Annotated in this window: 13 protein-coding genes and 1 pseudogene; 11 read left to right on the forward strand and 3 right to left on the reverse strand. The window is 71.0% G+C overall.

All coding sequences use genetic code 11. The features are described from left to right. The first annotated feature begins 36 nt into the window (after positions 1-36). The 7 genes and pseudogenes from ACIA6T_RS12360 to ACIA6T_RS12390 all read left to right on the forward strand — a co-directional run bounded on the left by ACIA6T_RS12360 (position 37) and on the right by ACIA6T_RS12390 (position 8,253). Complete coding sequence (locus tag ACIA6T_RS12360) at positions 37-1,710, forward strand: ABC transporter substrate-binding protein (protein WP_399446476.1); 1,674 nt, start codon at positions 37-39, stop codon at positions 1,708-1,710. 107 nt (positions 1,711-1,817) lie between these two features. Further along, positions 1,818-2,822: an ABC transporter permease gene (locus ACIA6T_RS12365; RefSeq protein ID WP_399446477.1), complete on the forward strand. Its 1,005-nt coding sequence runs from the start codon at positions 1,818-1,820 to the stop codon at positions 2,820-2,822. A gap of 1 nt (position 2,823) precedes the next feature. Beyond that, positions 2,824-3,783 (forward strand): ABC transporter permease, encoded by a 960-nt coding sequence (locus ACIA6T_RS12370; protein WP_399446478.1) that lies wholly within the window; start codon positions 2,824-2,826, stop codon positions 3,781-3,783. Between the two features lie 6 nt (positions 3,784-3,789). Beyond that, a complete protein-coding gene (locus ACIA6T_RS12375) occupies positions 3,790-4,791 on the forward strand; it encodes an ABC transporter ATP-binding protein (RefSeq protein WP_399446479.1) in 1,002 nt (333 codons plus the stop codon). Beyond that, positions 4,788-5,838, forward strand: a pseudogene (locus ACIA6T_RS12380) (ABC transporter ATP-binding protein); the annotation flags it as partial. The gene ACIA6T_RS12375 and the pseudogene ACIA6T_RS12380, both read left to right, overlap by 4 nt. Before the next feature lie 841 nt (positions 5,839-6,679). After that, positions 6,680-7,336 carry a trimeric intracellular cation channel family protein gene (locus tag ACIA6T_RS12385; RefSeq protein WP_399446480.1) on the forward strand — a complete coding sequence of 219 codons (657 nt, stop codon included), beginning with the start codon at positions 6,680-6,682 and terminating at the stop codon, positions 7,334-7,336. Positions 7,337-7,395: 59 nt separating this feature from the next. Beyond that, positions 7,396-8,253, forward strand: coding sequence for a thioesterase family protein (locus ACIA6T_RS12390; protein ID WP_399446481.1), 858 nt, complete (start codon positions 7,396-7,398; stop codon positions 8,251-8,253). A gap of 328 nt (positions 8,254-8,581) precedes the next feature. Here ACIA6T_RS12390 and ACIA6T_RS12395 read toward each other — a convergent pair whose 3' ends face one another. Beyond that, a complete protein-coding gene (locus ACIA6T_RS12395; protein WP_399446482.1) occupies positions 8,582-9,235 on the reverse strand; it encodes a TetR family transcriptional regulator in 654 nt (217 codons plus the stop codon). 113 nt (positions 9,236-9,348) lie between these two features. Between ACIA6T_RS12395 and ACIA6T_RS12400 the strand changes: the two genes are divergently transcribed. The 3 genes from ACIA6T_RS12400 to ACIA6T_RS12410 all read left to right on the forward strand — a co-directional run bounded on the left by ACIA6T_RS12400 (position 9,349) and on the right by ACIA6T_RS12410 (position 11,074). Beyond that, entirely contained in the window at positions 9,349-9,516 is a 168-nt protein-coding gene (locus ACIA6T_RS12400) for a hypothetical protein (RefSeq protein ID WP_399446483.1), read from the forward strand. 52 nt (positions 9,517-9,568) lie between these two features. Further along, complete coding sequence (locus ACIA6T_RS12405) at positions 9,569-9,835, forward strand: DUF4190 domain-containing protein (RefSeq protein ID WP_399446484.1); 267 nt, start codon at positions 9,569-9,571, stop codon at positions 9,833-9,835. 69 nt (positions 9,836-9,904) lie between these two features. Then, positions 9,905-11,074, forward strand: a complete 1,170-nt coding sequence (locus tag ACIA6T_RS12410; RefSeq protein ID WP_399446485.1) for a cysteine desulfurase family protein — start codon at positions 9,905-9,907, stop codon at positions 11,072-11,074. Between the two features lie 4 nt (positions 11,075-11,078). On the opposite strand, the gene ACIA6T_RS12415 is transcribed toward ACIA6T_RS12410, so the two are convergent. Continuing rightward, complete coding sequence (locus ACIA6T_RS12415; protein WP_399446486.1) at positions 11,079-11,783, reverse strand: N-acetylmuramoyl-L-alanine amidase; 705 nt, start codon at positions 11,781-11,783, stop codon at positions 11,079-11,081. 60 nt (positions 11,784-11,843) lie between these two features. On the opposite strand from ACIA6T_RS12415, the gene mnmA reads away from it, so the two are divergent. After that, positions 11,844-12,974, forward strand: coding sequence for a tRNA 2-thiouridine(34) synthase MnmA (mnmA, locus tag ACIA6T_RS12420; RefSeq protein ID WP_399446487.1), 1,131 nt, complete (start codon positions 11,844-11,846; stop codon positions 12,972-12,974). Between the two features lie 28 nt (positions 12,975-13,002). Here mnmA and ACIA6T_RS12425 read toward each other — a convergent pair whose 3' ends face one another. Continuing rightward, positions 13,003-13,782: an alpha/beta fold hydrolase gene (locus tag ACIA6T_RS12425; protein WP_399446488.1), complete on the reverse strand. Its 780-nt coding sequence runs from the start codon at positions 13,780-13,782 to the stop codon at positions 13,003-13,005. Positions 13,783-13,819: the final 37 nt, after the last annotated feature.

A 13,819-nucleotide genomic window follows, 5' to 3' on the forward strand; every position in this document is an offset into this window, starting at 1 on the left:
GATGCATCCACATAGCGGACCCGGAGTGGCCCCAGTATGCGCATATTCAAGTCCCGAACCGCTCGGGCGATCACGGCCGCGGTGGCGGTCGGTCTGATCGCCACGGGCTGCTCCAGCGAACGGGACGCTGACAACGAGAGCGGCGGCGGCAAGAAGGACACCTTCGTGTTCGCCGGTGCAGGTGACCCGGGTTCCCTGGACCCTGCCCTCGCGAGCGACGGTGAAACCTTCCGCGTGACGCGCCAGGCGTTCGAGGCCCTGCTCGAGCACGAGTCCGGCGGCACCAAGCTGGTCGGCGGCCTCGCCGAGACCTGGTCGAGCAACGACGAGGGCACCGTCTGGACCTTCAACCTCCGCAAGGGCGTGAAGTTCCACGACGGCGAGGCGTTCAACGCCGCGGCCGTCTGTGCCAACTACGACCACTGGTTCAACTGGACGGGCACCTACCAGTCCAGCGCGGTCTCCTACTACTGGCAGACCATCATGGGCGGCTTCGCGAAGAACGAGGACAAGGAGACGCCCGAGGCGAACTACAAGTCCTGCACCGCGAAGGACGAGAACACCGCCGTCATCGAGGTCAAGAAGCCCTCCGCCAACCTCCCCGGCGGCTTCTCCCTCCAGGCCCTGGCGATCCACTCGCCGAAGGCCCTCAAGGAGTACGCGAAGGAGGAGGCGACCGCCAAGGGCGACGCCATCACCTACCCCAAGTACAGCCAGGAGGCCGGCACGGTCGCCGGTACCGGCCCGTACAAGATCACGAAGTGGAACAAGGGCAACAAGGAAGTCACCCTTGAGCGCTTCGACGACTACTGGGGCGACAAGGCCAAGATCAAGAACCTGGTCTTCCGCACCATCGACACCGAGGAGGGCCGCCGCCAGGCGCTCCAGGCCGGTGACATCGACGGCTACGACCTCGTCGCCCCGGCCGACGTCAAGACCCTCGAGGACGAGGGCTACGTCGTCCCGACCCGTGGCGTCTTCAACCTCTTCTACGTGGGCATGAGCCAGGGGGCCAACAAGGCCCTCAAGAAGAAGGAGGTCCGCCAGGCGATCGCGCAGGCGATCGACAAGGAGAACCTGGTCAAGACCCAGCTGCCCGAGGGCGGCAAGGTCGCCGACCAGTTCATGCCGGACACCATCGCGGGCTACTCCAAGAACGTCAAGAAGTACCCGTACGACACCGCCGCGGCCAAGGGACTCCTCAAGAAGGCCGGTGAGGAGAAGCTCAAGGTCGAGTTCTGCTACCCGACCGAGGTCACCCGCCCGTACATGCCTGCCCCGCAGGACCTGTTCGAGCTGATGAAGGCCGACCTGGAGAAGGCCGGCATCACCGTCACGCCGAAGGCCATGAAGTGGGCCCCGGACTACATCGACGCCACCGAGGCGGGCTCCTGCGACCTGCACATGCTCGGCTGGACCGGTGACTTCAACGACGGCTTCAACTTCATCGGCACCTGGTTCGCCGGGTACGACAAGCAGTGGGGCTTCAAGGACAAGAAGGTCTTCGACGCCGTGAACGCCGGCTCGAAGCTGGGCAAGGCCGAGGAGCGCACCGCCGCGTACGAGAAGGCCAACGAGGCCATCATGGAGTACCTCCCCGGTGTCCCGATCTCGTCCTCCCCGCCGGCCATCGCCTTCGCCAAGAACGTGAACCCGCCGAACGTCTCCCCGCTGACGCAGGAAGTCTTCTCCGAGACGTCCTTCAAGTAGGCGAACAGCGGTAGGAAACCAAAACGGGGGGTCCGCCCGGTCGTCGCAACTCGGCGGCCGGGCGGGTCCATTCATGTAAGACATCACGCAAGAAAGGGGCAAGCGGGGTGCTGCGTCTCGTCGTACGAAGACTGCTCCAGCTCATACCCACGCTGCTCGGCCTGTCGGTTCTGCTCTTCCTGTGGCTCGACCGTCTGCCCGGTGGACCCGCCTCAGCGATCCTGGGGGAGAAGGCCACCGAGGCCGAAGTGGCGCGCATCAACCGCGCGCTCGGGCTGGACCAGCCCGTTTACGTCCAGTACTGGCGCTTCCTGAAGCGCATCGCCGAACTCGACCTGGGCACCTCCACCCAGACCGGTCAGCCGGTGTGGGACGAGTTCGTCCTGCGCTTCCCCGCGACCGTGGAGCTGTCCCTCCTCGCGATCCTGATCGCGGTCGTCGTCGGTGTCCCCCTCGGCTACTTCGCGGCCCGCAACCGCGGTGGCTGGCTCGACGTCAGCGCGGTCTCCGGATCGCTGATCGGCATCTGCATCCCGGTCTTCTTCCTGGCCCTGCTCCTCAAGCAGGTCTTCGCCGTCCAGCTCGGGATCTTCCCCAGCTACGGACGCCAGGACACCGGCATCAACGCCACCGACGTGACGGGCTTCGCCGTCCTGGACGGCGTCCTCACCGGGGAGTTCGACGCCTCCTGGGACGCGATCATGCACCTGATCCTGCCCTCCGTCGCCCTGGCCTCCATCCCGCTCGCGGTCATCGTGCGCATGACCCGCGCCAGCGTCCTCGAGGTGCAGGACGAGGACTACGTCCGCACCGCCGAGGCCAAGGGCCTCAAGCGGAGCGTCGTCCGCAGCCGGCACGTGCTGCGCAACGCGATGCTCCCCGTGGTGACCGCGGTCGGCCTGCTCACCGGCTCCCTGCTGTCCGGCGCGGTCCTGACCGAGTCCGTGTTCTCCTTCGGCGGCATCGGCTCCTTCATCCGGACCGCGATCGACGGCCGCGACTACCCCGTGCTCGTCGGGTTCATCATGTTCATCGCGCTGATATACGTCCTGATCAACCTGTTGGTGGACCTCGCGTACAGCCTCATCGACCCGAGAGTGCGGGTGCACTGACATGAGTGTCGCCACCAAGACCGACAAGATCCAGCGGCTCGCGGAACTGGCCGCGACCAAGGAGACCAGCACCGGCGCCAGCCTGTGGCGGGAGGCGTTCCGACGCCTCAAGCGCAGCAAGATGGCGATCATCGGCGCGGTCGTCATCGCCCTGTTCGTCGTCCTCGCGATCATCGGGCCCTACATCGCCCCGTTCTCCCCGACCGCCCAGACCTGGCGCGGCGAGGTCTTCCCCAACCGCGGCGAGTTCGTCGGCGCGCGCGGCGAGAACTGGTTCGGACTCGACCACCTCGGCCGGGACATGTTCTCCCGCATGCTGGTCGGCGCCCGCCAGACGCTGCTCGTCGGTGTCGTCGCCACGATGATCGGTCTGATCATCGGCTTCGTGATCGGCGGCCTCGCCGGCGCCTTCGCCACCCTCGGCGGTGAGACCGGCAAGCGCGTCGACTCCGTCATCATGCGGTTCATCGACATCATGCTGGCGATGCCCTCGCTGCTGCTGGCCGTGTCCATCGCCGCGGTCATGGGGCAGTCGCTGACCACCGTGATGATCGCCGTGGGTGTCGTCCAGATCCCGGTGTTCGCCCGGCTGCTGCGCGGCTCCATGCTGGCCCAGGGCAGCTCGGACTACGTGCTCGCCGCCCAGTCCCTGGGTGTGCGCAAGCGGCGCATCGTCCTCTCGCAGATCATCCCCAACTCGCTCAGCCCGGTGATCGTGCAGGCCACGCTCTCCCTGGCCACCGCGATCATCGAAGCCGCCGCCCTGTCCTACCTGGGCCTCGGAAACCCCGACCCGGCCATCCCCGAGTGGGGCGTCATGCTCACCCAGGCGCAGCGGTTCTTCGACAACGCGCCGATGATGGCGGTCTACCCCGCCGTCGGCATCATCATCACCGCCCTCGGCTTCACCCTCCTCGGCGAGGCCATGCGGGAAGCCCTCGACCCGAAGCTGAGGGGCTGAACCACCATGTCTCTGCTCAATGTCGACGAACTGACCATCACCTTCGGCGGCCGTGGCCGCAAGGAGTCCCGGGCGGTCGACGGCGTCTCCTTCGAGGTCGACCAGGGCCAGGTCGTGGGCCTGGTCGGCGAGTCCGGCTGCGGAAAGTCCGTCACCTCCCTGGCCCTGATGGGTCTGCTGCCCCACAAGGGCGTCACCATCGGCGGCCGTGCCGAGTTCGACGGCGTGGACCTGTTCACGATGAGTCCTTCCGCCCGCCGCGACCTGCGCGGCAGCGAAATGGCGATGATCTTCCAGGACCCGCTGTCCTCGCTCAACCCGGTCGTGCCGATCGGCGTGCAGGTCACCGAGATCCTGGAGCGCCACCGCGGGATGAAGGGCGAGGCCGCCCGCAAGGAGGCCGCCCACCTGCTGGACCGGGTCGGCATCCCCGACCCGACCCGGCGGCTCAAGGAGTACCCGCACCAGCTCTCCGGCGGTATGCGCCAGCGCGCGCTGATCGCCATGGCGGTGGCCTGCGCCCCCCGCATGCTCATCGCCGACGAGCCGACCACGGCCCTCGACGTGACGATCCAGGCGCAGATCCTGGAGCTGCTCAAGGAACTGGTGGACCAGGAGGGCACCGCCCTGCTGATGATCACCCACGACCTCGGCGTGGTCGCCGGCCTCTGCGACCAGGTCAACGTGCTCTACGCGGGCAAGACCGTGGAGTCCGCCGGGCGCCGCGAGCTGTTCGGCCACCCGACCCACCCCTACGCGCACGGACTGCTGGGTTCCATCCCGCGGCTGGACGCTCCCCGGGGTGAACCCCTCACCCCCATCCGCGGCTCCATCAACGACCGCATCGCCTGGGCCGACGGCTGCGCCTTCGCGCCCCGCTGCGACCGGTACGAGATGGGCTGCCTGACCGGCACCCCGCAGCTCACCGAGCCGCGTGCGGCCGGCCACCAGGTGCGGTGCGTCAACCCCGTACTCGACGACGCGAAGGCCGAGGAGGTCACCGCATGAGCCTGCTCGAACTGGACGGCGTCAAGGTCCACTTCCCCATCAAGAAGGGCATCTTCGTCGACCGCACGGTCGGTCACGTCTACGCCGTGGACGGGGTGTCCCTGAAGGTCGAGGCCGGCGAGACCTACGGTCTGGTCGGCGAGTCCGGCTGCGGCAAGACCACCCTCGGGCGGTCCGTGCTGCGGCTGGTGGACATCACCGAGGGCTCCGTCGTCCTCGACGGCACCGACCTGGCGAAGCTGCCCGGCGAGGAGATGCGCCGCTTCCGGCGCCGGCTCCAGATGGTCTTCCAGGACCCGCTGGGCTCGCTCAACCCCCGGCAGAACATCGAGTCGATCCTGTCCGAGGGCATGGTCGCCCACGGCATCGGCAAGGACCAGGAGGAGCGCCGGGAGAAGATCAAGTCGATCCTGGACAAGGTCGGCCTGCCCTCCAACGCGCTCTCCCGCTACCCGCACGAGTTCTCCGGCGGCCAGCGCCAGCGCATCGGCATCGCCCGCGCCCTCGTCCTCGAACCCGACGTGATCATCTGCGACGAGCCGGTCTCCGCGCTCGACGTGTCGGTCCAGGCCCAGGTCATCAACCTGCTGGACGAGCTCCAGGAGGAACTCGGCCTGACCTACGTGGTGATCGCCCACGACCTCGCGGTGGTCCGGCACATCTCCGACACGATCGGCGTGATGTACCTGGGCTCGCTGGTCGAGGAGGCACCGAGCGACGCGCTGTACGCCGAGCCGAAGCACCCGTACACCAAGGCCCTGATGTCGGCCGTGCCGGTGCCGGACCCGGAGGTGGAGGACAGGCGCGAGCGCATCCTGCTCACCGGCGACCTGCCCTCCCCGGCCAACCCGCCCAGCGGCTGCCGCTTCCACACGCGCTGCCCGTGGGCCCAGGCCGAGCGCTGCGCGACGGAGCGGCCGGAGCTGCGGGACCTCGGCGGCGGCCACCGGGTGGCGTGCCACTTCGCCGAGGAGATCGCGGCCGGAACGCTGGAGCGGACCACGGGCGAGGTCGTGTCGGCGACCCGCGAGGGCGTGGACGACAACCCGACGACCGAGGACCCCGGCACCCCGGCGGTACCGGAACAGCCCGGCCCGCCGAAGCAGGAAACCGCACCGGAGCAGGGGAACACGCCTGAGCCGACGGAGAAGGCGGAGAGCGCCGACAAGGCCGACGAGGCCGCCGAGGCTGAGAAGGCCGTGACCGCCGACGAGGCCGAGGGCACGAAGAAGGCTGCCGAAGCCGACGCCACTGCGAGCGCCGACGACGCCGAGAGCGCTGAGAAGGCCGAGACCACTGAGGCCGCCGAGACCACCGAGGCCGATGAGGCTGACGAGGCCGCTGGCGCCGACAAGGTCGCGATCGCCGACGAGGCCGAGAAGGCCGAGAGCGCGGAGAAGGCTGCGGAGGCCGACGGGGCTGCGAGCGCCGACGACGCCGAGAGCGCTGAGAAGGCCGAGACCACTGAGGCCGCCGAGACCACCGAGGCCGATGAGGCTGACGAGGTCGCGGGCGCCGACGACGCCGAGGCCGCCGACAAGGCCGCGACTGCCGTCAAGGCGGAGAAGGCCGAAAGCGCCGACAAGGCCGAAAGCGCTGAGAAGGCCGAGACCGCCGGGGCCGCCGAGACCACCGAGGCCGAGGCGAAGGCGGAGAGCGCGGAAGAGGCCGGGAAGGCCAAGACCGCCGGGAAGGCCAAGACCGCCGGCAAGGCCGGCGCCGCCGAGAAGGCCGTATGACCGGCTGACGGCTGCGACTGGCCGCAGCCGTCGGCCGGGTCTTCGCCCGCGTCCGGGGTACCGCCCGACGGGATCCCGGACAGCAAGTTCACACCACCCCTCGCCTTGCTTTGCAAGGCGAGGGGTTCTTGCTGGGTGAGAATATAAGGGTGCTCCAGCAACTGTTCAGTCCGTCCGTCCTGCATACGCTCGACCTGATCGGCATCTTCGTCTTCGCGATCTCCGGCGCCCTGCTGGCCGTCCGCAAGAACTTCGACGTCTTCGGCATCGCCGTACTCGCCGAGGTCACCGCGCTCGGCGGCGGACTCTTCCGCGACCTGGTCATCGGCGCCGTACCGCCCGCCGCCTTCACGGACCTGGGGTACTTCGTCACCCCGCTGCTCGCCACGGTCCTGGTGTTCTTCCTCCACCCGCACGTGGAACGCATCCAGACCGGCGTCAACGTCTTCGACGCGGCCGGCCTCGGCCTGTTCTGCGTCGTCGGCACGACCAAGGCGTACGACTACGGCCTCGGCCTGACCGCCTCCGCCTGTCTGGGACTGGCCACCGCGGTCGGCGGCGGTGTGCTGCGCGACGTGCTCGCCAACGAGGTGCCGTCGCTGCTGCGCTGGGACCGCGACCTGTACGCCGTCCCGGCCGTCGTCGGCGCCGCCCTGACCGCGCTGTGCATCCGCTACGACGTGCTGAACGCGGGGACCAGCGGCGTCGCCGTGGTCACGGCCTTCGTGCTGCGCATCCTCGCGATGCGCTACCACTGGCGGGCCCCTCGCGCATGGCACCGCCGCTCGACGGTCCGGGAGGAGTAGCCCGCCGAGGCGGACGAACAAAGCTACCGCTTAGTATTATCTTCTTGTACTGTTCAGCCATGCCAGAAGCAGCCTCCGCCCAGCCCGTCAGGGCCACCATCGGCGCCAGTGAGTTCGACCGCGACACCGCACTCATCCCGCGCGCGCCCGGCGTCTACGACATCGACCTCTCCGCCGGCTGGACGATCATCAACGCCGTCAACGGCGGCTATCTGCTGGCGGTCCTGGGCCGCGCGCTCGCGGACGCCCTGCCGCACGCCGACCCGTTCACCATCTCCGCGCACTACCTGACCGCCTCCCAGCCGGGCCCGGCGGTCGTCCGCACCGAGACCGTGCGCACCGGACGGACCCTGTCGACCGGCCAGGCCTCCCTCTTCCAGCTCGACGAGCGGGGCGACGAGGTGGAGCGCATCCGTGTCCTCGCCTCCTACGGCGATCTGGACTCCCTCCCCGACGACGTCCGTACGACGGCCGAGCCGCCCGCGATACCGCCGATGGAGCAGTGCTTCGGCCCGGAGGACGGCCCCACCCCGGTCGACGGCAGCTCCGCCATCACCGAGCGCCTGATGCTCAGGCTCGACCCCTCGACCCTGGGATGGGCGCTCGGGCAGCCCTCCGGCAAGGGGGAGATGCGGGCCTGGTTCGGTCTCGCCGACGGCCGGGACCCCGACCCGTTCGCACTGCTCCTCGCGGTGGACGCCCTGCCGCCGACCGCCTTCGAACTGGGCCTGTCCGGCTGGGTCCCCACGGTGGAGCTGACCGTCCACGTCCGCTGCCGCCCGGCCCCGGGCCCCCTGCGCGTCTCGATCACCACCCGCAACCTCGCCGGCGGCTTCCTGGAGGAGGACGCCGAGGTCTGGGACAGCGAGGACCGCCTGGTGGCCCAGTCCCGTCAACTGGCCCGGGCCCGCCTTTAAGTCCGTCCGGCGAAAATCAGCCCCTCCGGCGTTTGAGGAGCGGGGGTCCGGGGGCAGCGCCCCCGGGTACGGGAAGGGTAGGGGCGGCGGGGGCGAAAAACCCAAACCCCCCCCCCCCCCCCCCCCCCGCCCCCCCCGGGGCCCCCCCCCCCCCCGGGACCACCCCCCCCGCCCCCCCCCCCCCGGGGGCCCCGCCCCCCCCCCCCCCCCGCGCCCCCCCCCCCCCGGCCCCCCCCCCGCCCCCCCCCCCCCCCCCCCCCCCCCCCCCCCCCCCCCCCCCCCCCCCCCCCGGTACGGGAAGGGTAGGGGCGGCGGGGGCGAAAAACCCTCACCCACCCCCACCCACCCCGCCGTCCAGCCAGTGCGCACGCCCGATCCCGATCAACCGCATCCGACGCACCGCCATCCGGAACACCCGTTCCCGCTCCCGCGCCCCCGCCCCACTCCCCGGCGCCTCCAGAAACAGCGAGGCAGTCCCCAGCATCTGATCCACGTACAGCTGAGCCAGCATCACCAGATCCTCCTCCCCCCACCCCGCGGACACCGGATCCTCCGCCAGCGCCTCCCCCACCTCCACGGCGAACAGCGCCAGCTGATCCCGTATCGCCGCCCGCACCACCTGCACCCCGCCGTGCCGCTCCCGGGCGATGAACCGCACATGCGCCGGATGCGCGTCGACATGCCCCGCGATCAACTCGACGGCCCGCGCGATGCGTTCCTCGCCGTCCCCGGTCGTGGACACGATCGTCCGGATCATCGGGTGCAGACTGCCCAGCGCCTCCTCGACCAGCGCCACCCCCAGATCCTCGATGGACCGGAAGTGCCGGTAGAAGGCGGTCGGCGCCACCCCCACCGCACGGGTGACCTCACGCAGCCCCAGACTGCTCAGACTCTGCTCCTCCAGCAGTTCCAGCGCCGCGTCGAGCAGCGCCCGCCGTGTCTTCTGCTTCTGGGCCTGCCGGACGCCGAGGGTGTGACTCATGCCATGCAGTCAACAACTGTTCTCCGTCGTTGGAAAGCCATGGCCCGCGTTAGCCTGGGAACTCAGTGAACAACTGTAACCACAACCGTTCACCGAATCTGGGGGATCCACCCATGCTGTTCCTCGTCGCCACGCTCCTCCTGCTGGGCGTCGTCCTGGGCACCGTCGTCCACGCCCCGCTCTCCTTCTCCCTCGCCGCCGGTGCCGTCATCGTCGTGTGGCTCGGCGTCTTCGCCCTGCGCGAGCGCCACGGCCGCGGACACCGCGGCTCGGCGCACTGATCCGCACCAGGCCGTTCGAACCCCGTCCCTCCGACCGTGGGAGCCGATCACCATGTACCTGACCGCACCGGCCGCCCGACGCACCGGCTTCCGTGACGCCGACGGCATGGCCGTCGCGTCCTTCGTCCTGGGCCTGCTGGGCCTGCTCGTCCTCAACGTCGTCCTCGGCCCGACCGCCATCGTGCTGGCGGCCGTGGCGCTGTGGCGGGGCACGACCCGGCGCGGCCGCGCCTTCCTGGGGCTCGGACTCGGCGTCGCCGACCTCCTCGTCCTCGCCGCGTTCGTCCAGGCGGACAACACGATCTCCTGGAGCTTCTGAGCGGGCGGCGCATCCCGGCCAACCGCGATCCGTGGCCGCTGCACGGGGCCCCGTAGAATCGGCCCCACCATGGCTTACCTCGACCACGCCGCGACCACCCCGATGCTTCCCGAGGCGGTCGAGGCGCTCACCGCGCACCTGGGCGTCACCGGCAACGCCTCCTCCCTCCACGCGGCCGGCCGCCGCGCCCGTCGCACCGTCGAGGAGGCCCGCGAGACCCTCGCCGAGGCCCTCGGCGCCCGGCCCAGCGAGATCGTGTTCACCTCCGGTGGAACCGAGGCCGACAACCTCGCCGTGAAGGGGCTCTACTGGTCCCGCCGCGCCGCGGACCCGGCCCGCACCCGGGTCCTCGCCAGCCCCGTCGAGCACCATGCCGTCCTCGACGCCGTCCACTGGCTCGGCGAGCACGAGGGCGCCACCGTCGAGTACCTGCCGGTCGACCCCCACGGCCGGGTCCACCCGGACACCCTGCGCGAGGCCATCGCCCGCAACCCCGACGACGTCGCCCTCGCCACCGTCATGTGGGCCAACAACGAGATCGGTACGATCCTGCCGGTCCGCGAACTCGCCGAGACCGCCGCCGAGTTCGGCGTGCCGCTGCACTCCGACGCGGTCCAGGCATTCGGCCAGGTCCCGGTGGACTTCGCCGCGTCGGGGCTCGCCGCGATGACCGTGTCCGGCCACAAGATCGGCGGCCCGTACGGCATCGGCGCGCTGCTCCTGGGCCGCGAGCACACCCCCGTGCCCGTCCTGCACGGCGGCGGCCAGGAGCGCCACGTCCGCTCCGGCACCCTCGACGTCCCCGCCGTCGCCTCCTTCGCGACCGCCGGGCGGCTCGCCGCCGAGCAGCAGGAGTGGTTCGCCCGCGAGATCGGAAGGCTCCGTGACGACCTGGTCGCCGCGGTCCGCGAGGCCGTCCCGGACGCCGTCCTCGGCGGTGACCCCGCCCCCGGGGGACGTCTTCCGGCCAATGCGCACTTCACCTTCCCCGGCTGCGAGGGCGACTCACTGCTGCTCCTCCTGGACGCGCAGGGCATCGAGTGCTCCACCGGATCCGCCTGCACCGCCGGTGTGGCCCAGCCCAGCCATGTCCTCCTGGCCACCGGAACCGATCCCGACCTGGCCCGTGGAACCCTGCGCTTCTCCCTCGGTCACACCTCTACGGAGGCCGACGTGGAGGCGCTGGCCAAGGCGATCGGGCCGGCGGTGGAACGGGCTCGGGCGGCGGGGCTGACCTAGCCCGCTAGCCCGCCGTGGCCGACGGAGAGCTTGAGGGGCCGGTGTCCGTCTGCGCCGTGCGGGCCCGCCGCACCAGCTTCATGTAGCGGTCCCAGTCCCAGTGCGGGCCCGGGTCGGTGTGGTCCGTGCCGGGGACCTCGATGTGGCCGATGACGTGGTCGCGGTCGACCGGGATGTCGTAGCGGGCGCATATTCGGGCCGTGAGGCGGGCCGACGCCTCGTACATCTCGTCCGTGAGGTCCTCGGGGCGGTCCACGAAGCCCTCGTGCTCGATGCCGACGCTGCGCTCGTTGTAGTCGCGGTTGCCCGCGTGGTACGCCACGTCCAGCTCGCGGATCATCTGGGTGATACGGCCGTCCTGGCCGACGATGTAGTGCGTGGACGCCTTGTGCCCCGGATCCTGGAACGCCCGCACCGCGCTGTCGAAGCTGCCCTGGGTGACATGGACGATCACCATGTCGACGCCGAAGTCGTCCGGCCGGTCCGCGCGGCGCCAGTTGGCGTCCGAGGCCGCCACCCAGCGGGCGCCCGCGTAGTCCACCACGCCCTGCTCGCGCGGCTTCTCGACGCCCGGCATACGCCACCACAGCCGCGCCAGCTCGTCCCGCGCCAGCGCCGCGGTGCCCGCCGCTGCCGCCACCCCGCCCACGATCAGGGCCCGCCGCCCGATGCGCCGGTCCCCGTCCTCGGATGCCTTCTGTGCCCCCATGTGATCGTGAACGGATACCCGGCGGCCGTGGTTCCCGTCCCCCCGTACCCTGGAGGGGTTATGACTGAGACCTCGCAGCGCTCCCGCCCCCTCCGCGTCCTGGCCGCCATGTCCGGCGGAGTCGACTCCGCCGTCGCCGCCGCCCGCGCGGCCGAGGCGGGCCACGACGTGACCGGCGTCCACCTCGCGCTCTCCGCGAACCCGCAGTCGTTCCGTACCGGCGCGCGGGGCTGCTGCACCATCGAGGACTCGCGCGACGCCCGCCGCGCCGCCGACGTCATCGGCATCCCGTTCTACGTGTGGGACCTCGCCGACCGCTTCCGCGAGGACGTCGTCGAGGACTTCGTCGCCGAGTACGAGGCCGGCCGCACCCCCAACCCGTGCCTGCGCTGCAACGAGAAGATCAAGTTCGCCGCCCTGCTGGACAAGGCGCTGGCGCTCGGCTTCGACGCGGTCTGCACCGGCCACTACGCCCAGGTGATCCCGCGCGAGGACGGTACCCGCGAACTGCACCGCGCCTCCGACATGGCCAAGGACCAGAGCTACGTCCTCGGCGTGCTCGACGACCGCCAGCTCGCCCACGCGATGTTTCCCCTCGGTGACACGGTCACCACCAAGGAGGAGATCCGCGCGGAGGCCGAGCGCAGGGGGCTCGCGGTGGCCAAGAAGCCCGACTCGCACGACATCTGCTTCATCGCCGACGGCGACACCCAGGGCTTCCTCGCGAACCGCCTCGGCAAGGCCGAGGGCGACATCGTCGACGAGTCCGGCACCAGGATCGGCAGCCACGAGGGCGCGTACGGCTTCACCATCGGCCAGCGCAAGGGCCTGCGGATCGGCACCCCCGCCCCCGACGGCAAGCCCCGCTACGTCCTCGACATCTCCCCGGTGACCAACACGGTCACCGTCGGCCCCGCGGCGGCCCTCGACGTCACCGCCCTCACCGCGATCAAGCCCCGCTGGTGCGGCGCCGCCCCGTCCGGCCCCGGCACCTACACGGCGCAGCTGCGCGCCCACGGCGGCGAGACCGAGGTGACGGCGGAACTCGTCGACGGGGAACTCCGGGTGAGCTTCACCGAACCCGTCCGCGGCGTCGCCCCCGGCCAGGCGATCGTCCTGTACGACGGCACCCGCGTGGTCGGCTCGGCGACGATCGCGTCGACGGTGCGGGCGACGGCCGGCGCGGCCTGAAGGCGCTCCTTCGGGCCCGGCGGGGCGCTCACCGCGTGAAGAAGTCCGCCAGCACCGGGGCCAGGACGTCCGGTTCGACCATGTGGGTCTGGCCCTCCAGGGTGCGGTACGTGCCCCGGGGGACGGAATCGGCGATCGCCCGCGCGGCCTCACGCATCCACGCCGGGCTCGCGTCGCCCGCGATCGACAGCACCGGCACCCGGATCGACGCCAGCAGCTCGCGCGGGACGCTCCCGTCGCCCATCACGGCGTCGTCGTACGCGAGGCTCGGCGCGATCGACTCCATCCCGGCCCACATCGGTGACTGCCGCGCGCCCCGGATGACGTCCTCGCCGAGGCCGGTCAGCCGCAGGAACAGCTCCACCGCGTCCCCGCGCCGTCCCTCGGCGAGCGCCGCCGTCAGCCGCTCGGTGTACCGCGCCCGCTCCCCGAGGTCCTCCTCGGACATCGCGTACGGCGTCTCGTAGACGGCGACGTGGTGCACCGGAAGTCCGCTCGCCGCCGCCCTGAGCGCCAGCGCGCCGCCCGAGGAGACGCCGTACAGCGCGGCCTCGCCGCCCACCGCCCCGATCACCGCCGCCAGGTCCTCGATCTCGCGCTCCACCGCGTACGGTGCCGTGTCCCCGCTGCCGCCCCGGCCCCGGCGGTCGTACACGACCACCCTGAACCGCTCCGACAGGGGAGCCGCCAGCGGCGCCGCCGTGGCGCCCGTCGACATCGCGCCGCTGACGAGAACGATCGTGGCACCCCGCCCGGCGCTCTCGTACGCCAGTGAGGTGCCGTCACGCGAAGAGATGTTCTTGTCCATGTCACGCCAGACTGCCGCACGGGGCGGCATTCATCGG

The sequence above is a fragment of the Streptomyces sp. NPDC051740 genome (genome assembly GCF_044453165.1).
GTDB classification, from domain to species: Bacteria; Actinomycetota; Actinomycetes; order Streptomycetales; family Streptomycetaceae; genus Streptomyces; species Streptomyces atrovirens.

Excerpts from the sequence above, each read along its gene's own strand:
- ACIA6T_RS12360 (WP_399446476.1), top strand. The coding sequence starts at position 37 with ATGCGCATATTCAAGTCCCGAACCGCTCGGGCGATCACGGCCGCGGTG.
- ACIA6T_RS12370 (WP_399446478.1), top strand. The coding sequence starts at position 2,824 with ATGAGTGTCGCCACCAAGACCGACAAGATCCAGCGGCTCGCGGAACTG.
- ACIA6T_RS12375 (WP_399446479.1), top strand. The coding sequence starts at position 3,790 with ATGTCTCTGCTCAATGTCGACGAACTGACCATCACCTTCGGCGGCCGT.
- ACIA6T_RS12390 (WP_399446481.1), top strand. The coding sequence starts at position 7,396 with ATGCCAGAAGCAGCCTCCGCCCAGCCCGTCAGGGCCACCATCGGCGCC.
- ACIA6T_RS12395 (WP_399446482.1), bottom strand. The coding sequence starts at position 9,235 with ATGAGTCACACCCTCGGCGTCCGGCAGGCCCAGAAGCAGAAGACACGG.
- ACIA6T_RS12400 (WP_399446483.1), top strand. The coding sequence starts at position 9,349 with ATGCTGTTCCTCGTCGCCACGCTCCTCCTGCTGGGCGTCGTCCTGGGC.
- ACIA6T_RS12405 (WP_399446484.1), top strand. The coding sequence starts at position 9,569 with ATGTACCTGACCGCACCGGCCGCCCGACGCACCGGCTTCCGTGACGCC.
- ACIA6T_RS12410 (WP_399446485.1), top strand. The coding sequence starts at position 9,905 with ATGGCTTACCTCGACCACGCCGCGACCACCCCGATGCTTCCCGAGGCG.
- ACIA6T_RS12415 (WP_399446486.1), bottom strand. The coding sequence starts at position 11,783 with ATGGGGGCACAGAAGGCATCCGAGGACGGGGACCGGCGCATCGGGCGG.
- mnmA (WP_399446487.1), top strand. The coding sequence starts at position 11,844 with ATGACTGAGACCTCGCAGCGCTCCCGCCCCCTCCGCGTCCTGGCCGCC.
- ACIA6T_RS12425 (WP_399446488.1), bottom strand. The coding sequence starts at position 13,782 with ATGGACAAGAACATCTCTTCGCGTGACGGCACCTCACTGGCGTACGAG.